The organism is SAR86 cluster bacterium (genome assembly GCA_023703575.1).
Taxonomy (GTDB): domain Bacteria; phylum Pseudomonadota; class Gammaproteobacteria; order Magnimaribacterales; family Magnimaribacteraceae; genus Magnimaribacter.
Genome location: CP097969.1, coordinates 815,543 through 832,152, shown reverse-complemented (window position 1 = coordinate 832,152; position 16,610 = coordinate 815,543). Strand labels below are relative to the sequence as shown.

Annotated in this window: 14 protein-coding genes; 10 read left to right on the top strand and 4 right to left on the bottom strand. The window is 34.2% G+C overall.

Going from position 1 to position 16,610, the window contains the following annotated elements; genetic code table 11:
- Window positions 1-3 precede the first annotated feature (3 nt).
- From msbA to M9C83_04175, 6 genes are read left to right on the top strand one after another with little or no spacing between them, the layout of a single operon-like run.
- Window positions 4-2,811: a lipid A export permease/ATP-binding protein MsbA gene (msbA, locus tag M9C83_04200; protein ID URQ65862.1), complete on the top strand. Its 2,808-nt coding sequence runs from the start codon at window positions 4-6 to the stop codon at window positions 2,809-2,811.
- Window positions 2,808-2,984 carry a Trm112 family protein gene (locus M9C83_04195; GenBank protein ID URQ65861.1) on the top strand — a complete coding sequence of 59 codons (177 nt, stop codon included), beginning with the start codon at window positions 2,808-2,810 and terminating at the stop codon, window positions 2,982-2,984. The genes msbA and M9C83_04195 overlap by 4 nt, the downstream gene beginning before the upstream one ends.
- Window positions 2,974-3,690 carry a 3-deoxy-manno-octulosonate cytidylyltransferase gene (gene kdsB, locus M9C83_04190; protein ID URQ65860.1) on the top strand — a complete coding sequence of 239 codons (717 nt, stop codon included), beginning with the start codon at window positions 2,974-2,976 and terminating at the stop codon, window positions 3,688-3,690. The genes M9C83_04195 and kdsB overlap by 11 nt, the downstream gene beginning before the upstream one ends.
- On the top strand, window positions 3,687-4,685 hold the full coding sequence (gene murB, locus M9C83_04185) for a UDP-N-acetylmuramate dehydrogenase (GenBank protein URQ65859.1): 999 nt from the start codon (window positions 3,687-3,689) through the stop codon (window positions 4,683-4,685). Before kdsB ends, murB begins: the two co-directional genes overlap by 4 nt.
- On the top strand, window positions 4,682-5,293 hold the full coding sequence (locus tag M9C83_04180) for a LysE family translocator (protein URQ65858.1): 612 nt from the start codon (window positions 4,682-4,684) through the stop codon (window positions 5,291-5,293). The genes murB and M9C83_04180 overlap by 4 nt, the downstream gene beginning before the upstream one ends.
- A 2-nt stretch (window positions 5,294-5,295) precedes the next feature.
- Window positions 5,296-5,838 carry a DUF1285 domain-containing protein gene (locus tag M9C83_04175; protein URQ65857.1) on the top strand — a complete coding sequence of 181 codons (543 nt, stop codon included), beginning with the start codon at window positions 5,296-5,298 and terminating at the stop codon, window positions 5,836-5,838.
- 318 nt (window positions 5,839-6,156) lie between these two features.
- On the opposite strand, the gene M9C83_04170 is transcribed toward M9C83_04175, so the two are convergent.
- The gene (locus M9C83_04170) at window positions 6,157-7,797 is read right to left on the bottom strand and encodes an electron transfer flavoprotein-ubiquinone oxidoreductase (protein URQ67395.1); all 1,641 of its coding nucleotides are present in this window, start codon (window positions 7,795-7,797) and stop codon (window positions 6,157-6,159) included.
- A gap of 85 nt (window positions 7,798-7,882) precedes the next feature.
- On the opposite strand from M9C83_04170, the gene M9C83_04165 reads away from it, so the two are divergent.
- Both M9C83_04165 and M9C83_04160 read left to right on the top strand, forming a co-directional pair.
- Window positions 7,883-8,635, top strand: coding sequence for an electron transfer flavoprotein subunit beta/FixA family protein (locus M9C83_04165; protein ID URQ65856.1), 753 nt, complete (start codon window positions 7,883-7,885; stop codon window positions 8,633-8,635).
- On the top strand, window positions 8,632-9,561 hold the full coding sequence (locus M9C83_04160) for an FAD-binding protein (protein URQ65855.1): 930 nt from the start codon (window positions 8,632-8,634) through the stop codon (window positions 9,559-9,561). The genes M9C83_04165 and M9C83_04160 overlap by 4 nt, the downstream gene beginning before the upstream one ends.
- Window positions 9,562-9,569: 8 nt before the next feature.
- Here the strand turns inward: M9C83_04160 and trmA are convergent, their stop codons facing one another.
- Window positions 9,570-10,640 (bottom strand): tRNA (uridine(54)-C5)-methyltransferase TrmA, encoded by a 1,071-nt coding sequence (trmA, locus tag M9C83_04155; protein ID URQ65854.1) that lies wholly within the window; start codon window positions 10,638-10,640, stop codon window positions 9,570-9,572.
- Window positions 10,641-10,718: 78 nt separating this feature from the next.
- Between trmA and M9C83_04150 the strand changes: the two genes are divergently transcribed.
- A complete protein-coding gene (locus M9C83_04150; protein URQ65853.1) occupies window positions 10,719-11,306 on the top strand; it encodes a NifU family protein in 588 nt (195 codons plus the stop codon).
- Between the two features lie 3 nt (window positions 11,307-11,309).
- On the top strand, window positions 11,310-12,716 hold the full coding sequence (locus tag M9C83_04145) for a hypothetical protein (protein ID URQ65852.1): 1,407 nt from the start codon (window positions 11,310-11,312) through the stop codon (window positions 12,714-12,716).
- On the opposite strand, the gene M9C83_04140 is transcribed toward M9C83_04145, so the two are convergent.
- A complete protein-coding gene (locus M9C83_04140; protein ID URQ65851.1) occupies window positions 12,709-13,647 on the bottom strand; it encodes a CsiV family protein in 939 nt (312 codons plus the stop codon). The genes M9C83_04145 and M9C83_04140 overlap by 8 nt on opposite strands.
- Window positions 13,637-16,594 carry a DEAD/DEAH box helicase gene (locus tag M9C83_04135; protein ID URQ65850.1) on the bottom strand — a complete coding sequence of 986 codons (2,958 nt, stop codon included), beginning with the start codon at window positions 16,592-16,594 and terminating at the stop codon, window positions 13,637-13,639. Before M9C83_04135 ends, M9C83_04140 begins: the two co-directional genes overlap by 11 nt.
- Window positions 16,595-16,610: the final 16 nt, after the last annotated feature.

Genomic DNA, 16,610 nt, shown 5'->3' with positions numbered 1-16,610 from the left:
CAGATGGATAAAAGCAATCAAGAATTATCCAGCATAAAGCTCTATGCTAGGTTATTGACCTATGTTCTTCCTTATATTCCTCTATTTATTGTAAGTATTTTAGGATTTGCAATTTATTCAGGCTCTCAAGTAGCTGCTACAGAATGGTTAAAAAGAGTTATAGATTATGTAAGTAGTCCTGAAGGCGATTTAAGGTTAGTGCTTCCGCTTGCTTTAATAGCTATCGCATTTGTAAGAGGTATAGGTTTCTTTGTAGGAAACTACTTATTGTCCTCTATCTCTAATAGATTAGTTCATAACTTAAGAACTGAACTATTTGAAAAATTAACTATACTCCCTAGTTCTTTTTATGATGCTCATAGTTCTGGTCATCTAATTTCTAGAATTACCTTCAATGTTATGCAGGTGACCGGTGCAGCAACTAATGCATTAAAAATTCTGATAAGAGAAGGTCTTTTAGTAATTGGATTAATTACTTATCTGATGTACTTAAACTGGAAGCTAGCATTGTTTCTATTTATTGCAGCACCTTTCATTGCTCTTGTAGTTAGTATCGCAGCAAAAAGGTTAAGGAAAATAAGTGGGAGAATTCAAACGGCGATGGGAGATGTGACTCATGTTGCATCTGAAACTATTAATGGATATGAAGAGGTTAAATCTTTTGGTGGTGAAGATTATGAAATAGACAGATTTAATAAGGCAAGTGATAACAATAGAAAACAAAACTTAAAATTAGAGGCAACAAATTCAATTGCTTCACCCTTAGTTCAAATGTTTGTTTCTGCGGCGTTAGCACTAGTTACTTGGTTGGCTCTTGATGCTTCCGTAGTATCTGTAATGACACCAGGAACCTTTATAGCCTTTTTTAGCGCAGCAGGTATGTTAGCTAAACCAGTTAGACAATTATCTGAAATTAATAGCCAAATACAGAAGGGATTAGCTGCTGCTGAAGATATTTTTAGTCAATTAGATGAAGAGATTGAAAAAAATGATGGCAAATTCAAATCTGATGAAATAAAAGGTGAAATTCAATTTAGTAATGTTTCCTTCGCCTATGCTAAATCTTCTCAAAATATACTCAATAATATTAATCTTGAAATAGGTGTAGGAGAGTCGGTTGCATTTGTCGGAAAGTCAGGTGCAGGCAAAACAACTCTAATGAGCCTTCTTCCAAGATTTTATGATAATTTTGAAGGAGAAATAAAGATTGATGGAGTATTGTTGAATGAATTTGAAATAAAGAACCTAAGATCACACATAGCCCTAGTAAGTCAAAACATTACTTTATTTAATGACACAATCGCTAATAATATTAATTATGGTTCTGAAGAGAAATCACTTGAAGAAATTAAAGTAGCTGCACAAAAAGCCAATGCTCATGATTTCATAGAAGCCCTACCTGATGGTTATGAAACAATTGCCGGAGATGATGGTGTTCTTCTATCAGGTGGTCAAAGACAGAGAATCGCTATTGCTAGAGCTCTATTAAAAGATGCTCCTATTCTAATTCTTGATGAAGCTACTTCTGCGCTGGATTCTGAATCAGAGAATTATATTCAAGAAGCCTTGTTAGAACTGACAAAAAATAGGACAACATTGGTAATTGCGCATAGATTATCAACTATTGAGAATTCAGATAAAATTGTGGTACTTGAATCTGGTCATATTGTTGAAATAGGTTCACATGAAAGCTTAATTTCTCAAGATGGGCACTATGCAGAATTACACAAGAATCAATTTAAAGATGATGAAGAGGATGGTCTCAGAAATGAAACTCAAATAAATTTCTTTGAAGAAAATATTGATGATCTGTCTTCGGCTAGTTTTATAGAGCAAAGTTGGTATCAGAAAAAATTATGGTTATGGCTTCTTTGGCCTCTTTCACTCTTAACGCAATTTGTTTCTAGAAGGAGAAGGAATAAATTTTTAGATCAACCTAAACTATCCTGGAAACCTGAGGTCCCGGTTTTAGTAGTTGGTAATATTGTTGTGGGTGGAACCGGAAAAACGCCACTAGTTATATGGTTAACTAAATTACTTGAAAAGAACGGGTATAAACCCGGTATCGTAAGCCGAGGTTATGGTGGATCATCTACTAAGCCTATTATTATTAATGATGAAACCTCTGTAAGTGTTAGTGGAGATGAACCATTGATTATTTCTAGAAACACTCTAAGACCAGTTTGTATATCTACAAACAGAATAGCTGCTGTGAAGAAATTACTTGCAGATACCGATACCGATATCGTGATTAGTGATGATGGTTTACAACATTATAAGATGGATAGAGATATAGAAATTGTAGTTTTTGATGGTAATAGGGGAATTGGAAATGGACTCTATTTACCTGCTGGTCCATTACGAGAGCCGTTAAAAAGAACAGATGAAGCAGATTTTATAGTTAGTTCATCAAAACTTACCAGATTGAAGACAAAACATAAAAATTACCTAATGAATTATCAGCCGATTGAATGGGCAAGAATTAAAGATAATAAAAGGTTCAATGCAAATTCCTGGCCATTGTCCAAAAATGTACATGCAGTAGCAGGAATAGGGAATCCAGCTAAGTTTTATAATACATTAATTAGCTTAGGCCTAAATCCTATAAGACATAGTTTTCCTGATCATTATCAATTTAAAGAGGAGGATCTTGATTTCGGAGATACATTACCAATTATAATGACGGAAAAAGATGCTGTAAGATGCCTCGAAATGAACTCCAATAATCTCTGGTACTTATCTGTAGAAGCTAAATTTGAAAACGAAGATTTGGCTGAAAATATTTTGAATAAACTTACAATAAACAAATGACTAAGATCGACAAAAAGCTTTTAGATATACTCGTGTGTCCTGTCTCAAAAGGATCTTTAGAACAAATTGGTGATGAGCTTATATGCAATGAAAGTAAGCTAGCTTATCCCATAAAAGATGGAATACCCGTTATGATACCTGATGAGGCAAGAGACCTCTCTGATGAGCTATAGAATAATCATTCCTGCCAGGATTGGCTCAACTAGACTACCCAATAAGCCTCTTAAGGATATAGCAGGAAAAACCTTAATTGAAAGAGTAGTTGATCAGGCAAGAAAAACTTCTGCTAAATCTATACATGTGGCAACTGATTCTGATGAAATTATGTATCACTGCAATGAAATTAACGTAGAGGCTCTTTTAACTAATTCAAACCATAGAACAGGATCTGATAGATTATTTGAATCATGCGATATCCTAAAATTATCGGATGAAGAATTAATAATAAACATTCAGGGAGACGAGCCTTTCATTGAACCCAAGGATATTGAAAACTTAGCGCAATTAGCTGAAAAAGAAAATGCCAATATGGTTACTTTGTATTCAAGCCTTGTATCAAATGACTTAGCAAATAAAGACGTGGTAAAACTTTGGCTGGATTCAAATATAGTAAAAGATTTTTCAAGGGATGTGGACCATTTACCAAGAAAAGACGCTAAGAAACATATAGGAGTCTATGGATATAAAGTAAATTTCCTTCAGAAGTTCATCAAATGGAAACAAAGTAAAAATGAGATCAAAAGAAATCTTGAGCAAATGCGAGTCATGGACAATGGAGAGAAGATTTATGCAATCGAATCATCGGGAAAATATCACATCGGTGTTGATACTGAAAGTGATCTCAAGCAAGCAATAGAGATAGCTATAGATTTAGAATGAATTTCATAGAAGATTATCCATTTTCTAAACTATCCTCATTAAGGACCACAGAAACAGCATCATTTTTCTGCGAACTTTCCGATATTAATCAAATAGATGAAATAATTTCATTTTCTAACGAAAAGAACTTACCAATACTAATTCTAGGAGAGGGGACGAATATAGTTCCTACTAAAACATTTCAGGGATTGGTAGTTTTCAACAAGCTATTAGGAATAAAAGAAATTGATAAAATGAGCATTGAAGTTGCCTCTGGGGAGAACTGGCATGATTTTGTGGAATGGACCATAAGGCATAAAATGTTTGGATTAGAAAATCTTGCTTTGATACCAGGAACAGTTGGAGCAGGACCTATACAGAATATAGGGGCCTATGGATCAGAGATTTCTAGCTTTATAAAAAAGATAACTTGTTTTGATCTAAAGACGGGTTCAATCAAAGTTTTGTATGCCAACGAATGCGGATTTGGATATAGAACCAGTATTTTTAAAGATTGTTCTGATTACATAATTTTATCGGTAACATTTCAATTTAAAACAGATCCTAAAATCAATTATTCCTATGGCTCTCTCGAAGATGAAATTAATAACAATAACATTAATAAGGACAATCTAACTCATGGGGATATATTTGATTTGGTCTCAAAAATTCGAAAAAAAGTCTTACCTGATTATAAAGAATTCCCAAATGTTGGAAGTTTTTTTAAGAACGTAGTCTTAACTAAAGAAGAATTCAGTAAATTAGATATAACTGAAGAAATACCAGTCTATCTCGAAGGAGATGATATAAAAATATCTGCTGCTTTTTTAATTGAGAAATTTGGATGGAAAGGTTTCAGAGAGGGAAATGTAGGAATATCAGATCAGCATGCTCTTGTTCTGGTGACTTACGAAGAAACTCCAGGAGATGAAATTCTTAAATTTGCTAACAAAATTATTAATCAAATCTTTTCTATGACTGGAATTAAATTAGAAATAGAGCCAACCTTAATATGACAGAATTTTTTACGGTAGTCGTTCTACATATGTTTGCTGTAATGAGTCCTGGTCCTGATTTTTTTTTAGTTTCTAGACAAAGTATCCGTTATGGCAGGACGATAGCATTATGGACAGCTGGAGGAATAGGAACAGGTATTTTATTTCATTCTGGTCTGGCAGTTACTGGAATGTTAATCATATTAGCCTCTAATGATTTTTACCTTCTTGTCCTTAAATTTATTTGTTCTTTCTATCTTATATACCTTGGCATTACCTCTTTACTTAATGTTTCTAGTTTTGACGAAGATATTATTAACAAAGATAAGTGGGGTAGAGCAGGAGGCTTTACTGTAGGCCTCATTACGAACATAACGAACATAAAAGCTTTATTATTCTTTATTTCTTTATTTGGGATAGTTTTGAGTAGCTCCAGTAACTTTAGTCTTATGTTATATGGGTTATATATGGCAGTTATGACCTTTGTATGGTTTGCTTCGGTTTCTTATATTTTCACAAGTAATATTTTTAAAGAAAAGTTTTTAAAGTTTTTTGGAATATTCGAAAAGTTTTTAGGTTTAGCACTGGTTATAATTGCATTACAAATATTACTTAGTGAGTTTATATAAACATGGCCGATACAACCATTTCTTCAATTTTTACAGAGCTTTCAAAGTTAGATGAAGATACATTCCCTCCAGTAGAAAGTTGGGATCCCCCATTATGTGAAAATGTTCATATGAAGATTGATCGGAATGGAAAATGGTACTTTATGGACTCGGTGATAAGTAGGGAACGTATGGTGAAATTATTCAGTAGAGTATTAAGGTTAGATGGGGAAGAATATTTTCTAGTAACACCAGTAGAAAAAATAAAGATTGAAGTAGAAGATAAGCCATTCACCATTATAGATTTTGAATTTTCAGGTGAAGGTCATGAGCAGGTAATAACTTTTCGAACTAATACGAATGAAATATTTGAAGTAAATAGTGACCACCCGATTAGAGTAGCTACTTTAGGTGTTAATGATGAACCATCACCATACGCACTAGTCAGAAAAAATTTAGAGGGGCTAATATCTAGAAACGTATATTACAAGTTGATAGACATGGCAGAAGAGGTTAATGGATATTATGGTATTTACAGTTCTGGAAATTTCTTCAGACTCAATTAGCCAAAAAAAAACAGAGCTATTGCTCTGTCTTTAGTTCGAGTTCGAAAGTGTCTAAACCGAGATTCTGCTTAGCTCCTTGATTGGTTTCTCTTCCAATCTTGGTGGTCTAAAAAACTTTTTTTGCTAGCTGTTTTTTAGAGCTTTCACCTTCCGTTCTCTAACCCATCTTCCCCCCTTTTCTTCGTCTCGAGTTGTTTCCAAGTCGGTCTGATAGGTAACAATGTATAATACAGATTAAATTTTATTTTGCAACACTTTTTTTAAAAAAAAATGCAAAAAAAGTGAAATATTTTTTTTATCTATAAGCAATTGATTTTATTACATATTTGGATAGTTTGGTCCACCAGCTCCTTCAGGCGTAATCCAATTTATGTTTTGTGAAGGGTCTTTTATGTCACAAGTTTTACAATGCACACAATTTTGCGCATTTATTTGAAATTGCTTTTCTCCTTCTTTCTCAACTATTTCATAAACACCGGCAGGACAGTATCTCTGTGCAGGCTCATCATACTTAGGTAGATTAACACTCAATGGTATTGAAGGATCTTTGAGAACAAGGTGACATGGTTGATCTTCTTCATGATTCGTATTGGAAAGAAATACCGAGGAAAGCTTGTCGAAACTTATAACACCATCCGGTTTAGGGTAATCAATACGTGGCATTTCTGAAGCCTCTTTTAAACATTCATGATCAGGTTGATCATGATGCAATGTGAATGGCAGCTTGCCTCTAAATATTAATTGGTCAATTCCTGCAAGAGCTACACCAAGTAGAGTTCCATATTTATGTATAAAAGGTAAAAAGTTTCTGGCTTTATGCAGTTCGGTTTCTAACCACGAAGATTTAAAGTTAGCTGTAACTGTATTTAGGTCAGTCATAGGATTTTCTTTGTAAAATTCTTCAAAAAGACTTTCAGCAGCAATCATCCCAGACTTCATTGCAGTATGCGTACCCTTTATTCTTGGAAAATTCATGGTGCCTGCATCGTCTCCGACTAGCATACCACCAGGAAAATGCATTTTTGGAATAGACTGGTGACCACCTTTTATGAGAGCTCTTGCTCCATATGCAGTTCTTGTTCCACCAGCTAAATATTTTTGTATAGATGCTTGATGTTTCCATTGTTGAAACTCATCAAAAGGGCTTATATGAGGATTGTCATAGTCAAGAGGAACTATATAACCCAAAAATGCTTGATTATTTTCTCCATGATAAAGGTACGATCCAGACAATACTCCCTTCGCTGCAGGCCATCCCATCGTATGTACAACTAACCCTTCCTCATGAACAGAAGGGTCTAGATCCCAAACTTCTTTAAAACCAATACCATAGTGCTGCGGATCTTTGTCTTCATTGAGGTTGAATAAACTAATAGCTTGTTTTCCAAGGTGACCACGACATCCTTCGGAAAGGATCGTGTATTTAGCCATAAGATTTATGCCAGGTTCATATGAGTCTTTCTTTTCTCCATTAACGTCAACTCCCATATCACCAGTAGCAATTCCTACAACAACTCCATTGTCGATTATCAATTCAGAGGCTGTAAATCCAGGGAAAATATCAATTTCAAGCCCCTCTGCATACTCCGCCATCCATCTACAAAAGTTGCCTAGGCTCATAATGTAGTTTCCATGATTCTTAAAAGTAGTTGCAAATAGCGTTGGAATTGAAAAGTTTAACTTTTCATTCAGTAAATACCGTACTGAATCTTTTTTAACAGGAGTATTTAGTGGCGCGCCAAGTTCTTTCCAGTCAGGTATAAGTTCATCTAATGCTTTTGGATCAAAAACATTACCAGATAATATATGCGCCCCAACTTCAGAACCTTTTTCAACAACACATATTGACATCTCCTTTGATGCTTCAATTGCTTGTTGTTTTAGTTTAATTGCAGTAGATAATCCAGCCGGTCCAGCTCCAACTATGACTACATCATACTCCATTGATTCTCTTTCGATATTTTCCATACTTTTATTTATTGTATTGAGGCGGGCAGCAGTTATAGAATACGCAGTATAAATTTTACCATATAAGGAAAATAGTATGAAGGTTCTTGTTCCTGTTAAGAGAGTTGTTGATTATAACGTCAAAGTAAGGGCTAAATCTGATGAGAGTGGACCTGACTTGAGTAATGCTAAAATGGCTATAAACCCATTCTGTGAAATTGCCATTGAAGAAGCTGTGAGAATCAAAGAAGCCGGTAAAGCTGAAGAGGTAATCGCTGTATCTGTTGGAGATGCTTCATCTCAAGAGCAATTAAGAACATGTTTGGCACTTGGTGCAGATAGAGCTATTTTAGTAGAAACAGAGGAATCTGTTGAGCCATTAGGGGTAGCTAAAGCACTTAAAGAAGTTGTTTCTAAGGAAAGTCCTGATCTTATAATCCTTGGAAAACAAGCAATAGACGGTGATGCGAACCAAACGGGACAGATGTTGGCAGCAATGTTAGATCTTCCACAAGGAACCTTCGCTTCGGAGGTTGAAATACAAGAAGGAGTTGTTGAAGTTACAAGAGAAATAGATGGTGGTTTACAAACACTATCATTAACCTTGCCAGCAATAATTACAACTGACCTTAGGCTAAATGAACCTAGATACGCTTCTTTACCAAACATTATGAAAGCGAAAAAGAAACCACTAGAAACATTATCTTCATCTGATTTAGGTCTCGATTTATCTCCAAGGCAAAATACTTTGAAAGTTACTCCTCCTCCAGAGAGGGCTGCAGGGATAATGGTAGATGATATTGAACAACTAGTTGATAAATTAAAAAACGAAGCAAAGGTGATTACATGAGTATATTAGTTATAGCAGAACACGATAATTCAGAGTTAAAGGGAGCAACGCTTAATACTGTTGCTGCAGCTAAAGAGGTTGGAGGTGACATAGATATTCTTGTCGCAGGTATGGATTGCGAATCTGTTGCCGATGCAGCTTCTCAAATTCCTGGTGTAAACAATATACTTCTAGCAAATAAAGAGACATATAAAAATTCTCTTGCTGAGAACTTAGGAAATTTAATAGTTGAGTTATCTGATGGTTATTCACATATAATGGCGCCAGCTACAACAAATGGTAAGAATTTCATGCCTAGAGTAGCAGCCAAATTAGATGTTTCTCAGATATCTGACATAAGTGCTGTTATTTCGGAAGATACTTTTGAACGACCAATTTATGCAGGTAATTGCATAGCAACTGTGCAAAGTACTGATTCAATTAAAGCTATTACGGTCAGAACTACTGGATTTGATGCTTGTGAATCCAGTGGAGGAAGTGCATCTATAAACTCAATCGAAAACGATACAAATGCAGGAGTTTCTTCTTTTGTTAAAGAAGAGATCGCTGAATCTGACAGACCTGAACTAACTGCAGCAGAAGTAGTGATATCAGGTGGAAGAGGTATGCAAAATGGAGACAACTTTAGTCTATTAAATGGAATAGCGGATAAGTTGGGAGCAGCAATTGGAGCTTCAAGAGCTGCTGTAGATTCAGGATTTGTCCCAAATGATATGCAAGTTGGTCAAACAGGAAAGATTGTTGCTCCTGACTTGTACATAGCTGTTGGTATTTCCGGTGCAATACAACATTTAGCAGGAATGAAAGATAGTAAAGTTATAGTCGCAATTAACAAAGACGAGGAAGCACCAATCTTCTCAGTTGCAGATTATGGATTAGTTGCTGACCTCTTCGAAGCATTACCTGAACTAGAAGCAAAACTCTAAAAAGCAAACTAGTATTTTTTGCTAAGAATTGCTCCGGACTCTATGTGCTCCGTGTATGGAAATTGGTCGAACATTGCAAGTTTTAATATATTGTGTGTGGATTTTAAAGCTTGTAAATCTCTCTTGAATGAATCAATGCTGCACGAAATGTAAATAATATTTTTTATTCCTATTATGTTTCCGAGTGTAGATGAATCAAGTCCTTCCCGCGGCGGATCTAAAAAAATTGAATCTATTTTAAATTGCGCTAAATCAATATCTTTCAATCTTCTAAATGACCTTACTCCCTTAAATGCTTCTAAGGTTTCTTTACCCGATAATCTTCCAGTATAGATATTATTAATATTATTCAACCTAATATTTTCTTGTAATGCTTTAATGCTGGGTCGACTATTCTCAGTAGCTAATACTTTGTTAAAGTAACTACTTAAGGGAATTGTAAAAGTTCCAAGACCGCAATGAAGCTCCATTAGATCATTTTCAACTGGTTTAATGTTATCAAAAACCCAACTTAGCATGGAGTCACAAATATAAGGATTTGTTTGACTGAAACACTGTTCGTAGAGCTTAATTGAAAACTTTTTATCTTGGTATTGATAGGTTTCGGTAACATAATCATTTCCAATGATTATTTTTCTATTTTTACTTCTTCCAATAATTGATATGTCTAATTCATTGGATATATTTGATGCCATTTTTGACCACTCATCTCCCAATTCTTTGTGATAAATTAAACTAACCATGGCCTCGTTATTTCTGGAGGATTGAAACTCTATTTGAAAAAGTTTATGAGAAATTATTGAATTACTTTGTATTTTTTTTAATAAAAGGGGCATGATACTTTGAATCTTTTGACTGCTAATAGGGAAAGATTTTATAGCTACTTTTTCACCATTTTTTGTCATTGAATAGAAATATTCATCTTTCTCTTTCAAAATACCGAATTCAGCTCTATATCGATAAGCTTTATCGGGAGATTCAAAGAAGTCTATTGGAGTTTTTTCAGTAAATTCACGTATAAATAAGCTTTTCTTTTCTTCAAAAAGTTCGAGATAATGTTCTCTTTGTATAATCGACAAAATTTAAGCTAGAAATCTTTAGTTTACGTTTAATTCTATAAATATTATAACAGTCGATATATTTGATAGAATGGCATTATGAAAGAGATGACCATCACACCTTCAGCGCAAGATTATTTGAATGATCTTCTGTCTAGTCAAGATGAGGACACTTGTGGAATAAAAATATTCGTTTCCGAACCTGGAACTCCCAGAGCGGAGACTTGTATTGCATATGCAAAGCAAGACGAGGACTTCTCCGATTATAGAATCATCAATGAATTCAAGTTTGATTTGTATCTTGAAGAAAAATCCATTGATTTTTTGAAAGATGCTGAGGTCGATTATTCACCTGATAAGTTTGGTGGAACACTTACTATCAAAGCTCCAAATGCAAAACTGCCTCAGCTAGGTAAAGATGCTTCTATAGAAGACAAAATAAACTATGTTCTTTACTCAGAGGTAAATCCAGGATTGGCAGCACATGGAGGAGAAGTTTCTTTGATTGAGGTTATAGATGATGCAACAGCGGTGCTTCAATTTGGAGGAGGTTGTCAAGGATGCGGAATGGTGGATCTTACTTTAAAAGATGGTGTTGAAAAAACCCTATTAGAACAAGTTGAAGGCTTAAAGGGCGTAAAAGATGTAACTGATCACAGCTACAGAGAAAATGCCTATTATAAATAATATATGTCTCAATTAAATGCAGATAAATGCTATATATTTACAGATACTGAGACGACAGGCCTTGATATTAACTTCTCTCAAATCATTCAAATTGGATCAATTCTTACAGACGAGTCTCTTCATCAAGAAAATTCTCAAGATATAGGATGTAAAGTTTTACCTTGGATTGTCCCATCTCCAGAAGCCTATTTAGTTCATAAGAAAGTTGAATCATTAAAAGAAGAATCTATGTCTCACTATGACATGATGAAACTTCTGAGATCAACTTGGTTAGATTGGTCAAAAGGAAGAAACCCTGTATACATTACCTATAATGGTCATCGTTTTGATGAAGAACTTTTCCGACGTCAATTTTTTTGGAACTTACTCCCTTTATACATAACGAATACTCTTGGTGCATCGCGCTTAGATATGCTTAGTACACTGCAGCTAGTTGCTAACTTTTTCCCTGATAGCCTCACTCTCCCAATCTTTGAAGAAGGAGATGTGAGTATGAAATTAACAGATTGGTCTGATGCCAACTCTATAGAAATTGAAAATGCTCATGATGCCTTGGCTGATTGTGTACAAATGCACGAACTCGCTAAGTTAATTTTGGAAAAGGCTAAACCTGTCTGGCAAGCTTCAATAAAAGGATCGACAAAGACTGGTAATTTAGAAATTCTACAAACAGAACCATTTGCCATGATAGGGGAAGTAATACGTAGAAAGAAATTTACTTATCCTGTTACATTCTGTGGTCAGAACCCTAAAATGAATAATGAAGTTGCTGTTGCAGATTTATATTTCGATCCAGATCAACTTAATGATTTGACTGATACTGAATTGCTCGAGCAGATAGGAAATAGTGGAACTGCCATTAGGAAAGTGAGAATCAATAAGAGTCTACCTGTTATGCCATCAGATCATATCCCTAATATTGATAATCACTTAGACATATCACATGACCAACTTATTGAGAGAGCAAGAAAGATTAAGGAAAATATTAAATTGCAAACCAGAGTGAGTGAACTCTTGGCAAGTAACCAAATCAACTATCCTCCACCCAAACATCTAGAACAAACTGTTTATTCAGGATTTCCTTCTGATGCTGATGATTTATGGATGGAAAGATTTCATACCCTCCCTTGGGAAGAGCGCTCTAAAGTTTTAGATGGTTTTGAGGATTCACGTTACAAAGAATTAGCTGAGAGACTCGTTTGTGTGAATCAGCCTAACTCTGTGATGCCTGATACCATGGAAAGATATAGGAATTTTGTAAACCAAAGGCTTTATGATAAAGGGCCTTGGTTGTCTCTTGAAAAAGCATTGGATAAGACACGCTCTATGCTAATTGACGCAACTGGCGAAAAGAAAGAAATCCTTCAAAGCTTAGAAAAGAATCTAGTTGAAAAATCTGAATTTATTTAGTTTGTTCAGTAACTTTAATTAAAATTGAGAAGTAGGGGTGATCGATGAAGTTTAACTCATCAACTTCAAGCTTCACATCCTTATCAATTTCATATAAATCTACAAACTTAAATCTAGGGAGCTCCATTATTTCTTCAGAATTAATTTCATTATATGAATAAACAAAATCCCCAATATATTTCAGATTAACTTTTACAGAATTAAAGATAGTTTCTACCCAATAATTATCATTCAGAAAGCCCTTACTTTCTGTATTATTTTTATCCTTAATAAGTGATTGAAATGTTTTAATCTCTTGAGTTCTTGATGAATTGTCAATTTCTTCAGTTTTCTGAGAAAACCTTAATTTTGATACCAGGTGAATAAATCTTTCTTTATAAATCTTTATTTCACCATGAACCTTTTTATCTTTTTTTTGAGCATCTATAAATATTGGTATAGTTTCATTCTCTTTAAAAACAGGTTGGTACCATGAGTTATAGTAAATGACTCTATAGTCTCTGCTTCTATTTAAATTATTCTCAATTTCTATCATTTCTTTTTGAAATGGAATTTTTTCATATAAAAATGGATCAGGTTTCGTAACCTCTGCAACTTGATCACTAAGACTCTGTTGTTCAGGTTGAATTTTAAATTTTAAAGGGGGCAAAGTTATCTCATCTGAGAATTTTCCTTCAGGAAAGGTCACAAATGTCGTAGGTTCGGTTTTGATTTTGATGAGATGATTTGAAAGCTCAAGTTCGTCCAATTCTTTCCACTTTTCTTCAAGATCTTCATCTTCGATTGACAAATTTTGTATGATGAAAAAGTCAACCTTAATGTGATCAAGTTTCTGTTTATCGACAAGGTACTTTTCTAAATATTCATTGAAATCAACTGAATATAGGCTCTCTGCAATGAATAGAACTATAATCGCTAGCTTAAGGTGCATTTGTGCAAATTGTCTTAATCACGTCCGAAGTCATTTTTATTTTCTCTTCTAAAGTATCGTCATTAAAAAAAGATGTATCAAGATCTTTATTTTTGAAATAAATATTTATTTTGCTATCCATGAAGTTTATTTTTTTAATCGAGTATTCTTCGGCAATTATTCTTAATTCAGCTTGAAAGAAAAAGTTTTTTAGTTCCTCTGGCAATAATCCAAATCTATTGATCATCTCTATTTGTATATTCTTTAAATCAGCAGAAGACTCAGCCAAAGAAACCTTGTTGTACATTAATAATCTTACATTTATGTCCGGTAGATAATTTTCAGGAATGAAACAATTTTTATTTAGATTAATCTCTGGCAATTCATCTAGTTTTTGAAAATCAAGGTCTCCATTCTTAATGAAATCTGACGCTTTCTTTATCATCCTTGTATATAACTCAAGGCCTATGGATTCAAATACACCACTTTGATTTGATCCAAGGATTTCTCCAGCTCCCCTTATTTCAAGGTCTTTTAGGGCTAGCAGGAATCCTGCTGACAAAGAGTCTGCGCTCATCAGGGCATCGAATCTTTTGTCGGCATTCTTCTTATTTATGATATTTCTAGATCTTAAAAAATATGCATAAGCTTGTCTCTCCGCTCTTCCAACACGACCTCTAAGTTGGTGGAGTTGTGATAGACCAAATTTATCAGCATCTTCCACAATCAATGTATTTGCATTTGAGACATCAATACCACTCTCTATAATAGTAGAGCACACAAGTATGTCTATTTCACCTGCATTAAATTTCAACATAATTTCCTCTATAACATTTGCTTTTAATTGGCCATGAACAACTTCGATAACAAGATCATTAAACTTTTCTTTAAGTCTCAATCTTCTGTCCTCTATTAATGAGAGATCATTACAAAGGTAATAGACTTGACCACCCCGTAGATTCTCCCTTTGGATGGCTTCAAAGATTAAATTTTCATTGAAACTATAAGTAAAAGTCTTAACCGGTAAGCGATCATCTGGCGCTGTTGCAATAATTGATAGATCTTTAAGTTCTGTGAGGGCAAAATTCAATGATCTCGGAATAGGCGTAGCTGATAAGCTCAAAATATCCAATTCTTCCTTAAGTGATTTGATCTTTTCTTTTTGACGAACTCCAAATCGATGCTCTTCATCAATTATCAAGAGCCCAAGATCTTTGAACCTTATATTTCCCTGGATCAGTGCGTGAGTTCCAATTACGATATCAATCTCACCTGAAGCTAGACTATGAACCAACTTATCCTTCTCTTTTGGAGTTATATTCCTAGATAACGAAGCTATATGCACACCGGTATCTTTGAATCTTTGCTCAAAGCTATCTAGATGTTGAGATGTCAGTAAAGTTGTTGGAACCAAGATACAAGTTTGTTTGCCATTCAATGCAGATATAAACGCTGCCCTCATTGCAACTTCAGTCTTTCCAAAACCTACTTCTCCACAAATTAATCTATCCATCGGTCTTGAGGAATGCATATCCTGTAACACTTCATCGATAGTTCTTTTTTGATCAAAGGTTTCTTCATATGGAAACTTTTTAATAAAATTTAAGTATTCATCTTCATATAAATCAAACGAATATCCATTTGCAGCATATCTTTTGGCTTGGACTTCAAGTAATTCTGCTGCAGTATCAAAAGTTTGCTTGAGAGCTTTATCTTTTCTTTTTTTCCATTTTTTTGAATTAAGTGAATCAATATCTCTGTCAACCGGACCAAAGTACTTCGAAATCAGATTCATATGTTCTATAGGAACAAAGACTTTACTTTCATCTTTATAAAGAATTTCTAAGCAATCACTAACACCAACAAAAGTTTTCAATTGCTTAAGTCCCAGAAATTTACCAATACCGTGTGTTAGATGAACAACTAGATCACCTTTATTGGGCATTTTCGAAGAAGAAATATCAGCCTTCTCTTTCCTCTCATTTTGAAGAACATCATTTTCAATTATTTCTGAATAATCTGTCTCTATGTCAAAAGTGAGGCTATCTTTTATATTTGTATTGAGTTCATTCATACTCAAAAATAAATCTTCAGGTGCAAGTAATGGTCGCTTTTGATCATATCTGTATTCTTCATATCTCTGATTTATGAGTTCTTCAAACTCATGACCTTTTTCATTTACATTATCTTGTATATAAATTTGATCGGCATATTGTAGAAATGGAATGAAATCAGATTTTGTGCCATAGAATAGAGGAAAGTAAATTTCAGCTCCTTCCGGATGCCTTAAGTTCATTATCTTTCTAAATAACTCTGAATCTTCTTCAAAGAGTTCAAACCTTTTTCTCCATTCTTTTTTAAAAATTTCAGCAGAATTCCTATTCAAAGGATATTCATATGAGGGCAAGAAATTAATATGATTAATTTTCTCGTGAGTAATTTGCGATTCAGGGTTAAATATTCTTAGACTTTCAATTTGATTATTAAAGAATTCAATTCTAATAGGCTCTGTCCCGCTAGTAAGAAATATATCCATAACAGATCCTCTTAAAGCATAGTGTCCAGGCAATGATACAAAATCTTCTCTTGTATATCCGTTTAGGATTATTTCGTTTATTACTGATTCCGGATCGAAAGGATCTCCGACTGACAAATTATTTAGAGGAGATATATGAACTGGTTTGGGCACAGGTGACAATAATGTAGCTATTGAGGAAATTAATGTTATTTCTTTTTCTTTTAAATAAGCAGATAAAGTCGATATTCTTCTTGCTCTTGTTATAGGTGCCATCGAGAAGAAGTCGTAAGGAAGTAATTCAGAGTTTTCTAGAACAAGAACATTGGGTTTATTTAAGAAATTGGCAAATTGAACTGCCGATTGAGAATCTTTAGTTATGACTAAATTTTTTTCAGACAGGTCTAATCCCAGATTTAAAATATCCGAGGATGATGTGATCTTTTCTACCACTTATTTATTGGTTTTT

Excerpts from the sequence above, each read along its gene's own strand:
- msbA (URQ65862.1), top strand. The coding sequence starts at position 4 with ATGGATAAAAGCAATCAAGAATTATCCAGCATAAAGCTCTATGCTAGG.
- M9C83_04140 (URQ65851.1), bottom strand. The coding sequence starts at position 13,647 with ATGCACCTTAAGCTAGCGATTATAGTTCTATTCATTGCAGAGAGCCTA.
- M9C83_04175 (URQ65857.1), top strand. The coding sequence starts at position 5,296 with ATGGCCGATACAACCATTTCTTCAATTTTTACAGAGCTTTCAAAGTTA.
- murB (URQ65859.1), top strand. The coding sequence starts at position 3,687 with ATGAATTTCATAGAAGATTATCCATTTTCTAAACTATCCTCATTAAGG.
- M9C83_04195 (URQ65861.1), top strand. The coding sequence starts at position 2,808 with ATGACTAAGATCGACAAAAAGCTTTTAGATATACTCGTGTGTCCTGTC.
- M9C83_04150 (URQ65853.1), top strand. The coding sequence starts at position 10,719 with ATGAAAGAGATGACCATCACACCTTCAGCGCAAGATTATTTGAATGAT.
- M9C83_04145 (URQ65852.1), top strand. The coding sequence starts at position 11,310 with ATGTCTCAATTAAATGCAGATAAATGCTATATATTTACAGATACTGAG.
- kdsB (URQ65860.1), top strand. The coding sequence starts at position 2,974 with ATGAGCTATAGAATAATCATTCCTGCCAGGATTGGCTCAACTAGACTA.
- M9C83_04160 (URQ65855.1), top strand. The coding sequence starts at position 8,632 with ATGAGTATATTAGTTATAGCAGAACACGATAATTCAGAGTTAAAGGGA.
- M9C83_04180 (URQ65858.1), top strand. The coding sequence starts at position 4,682 with ATGACAGAATTTTTTACGGTAGTCGTTCTACATATGTTTGCTGTAATG.
- M9C83_04165 (URQ65856.1), top strand. The coding sequence starts at position 7,883 with ATGAAGGTTCTTGTTCCTGTTAAGAGAGTTGTTGATTATAACGTCAAA.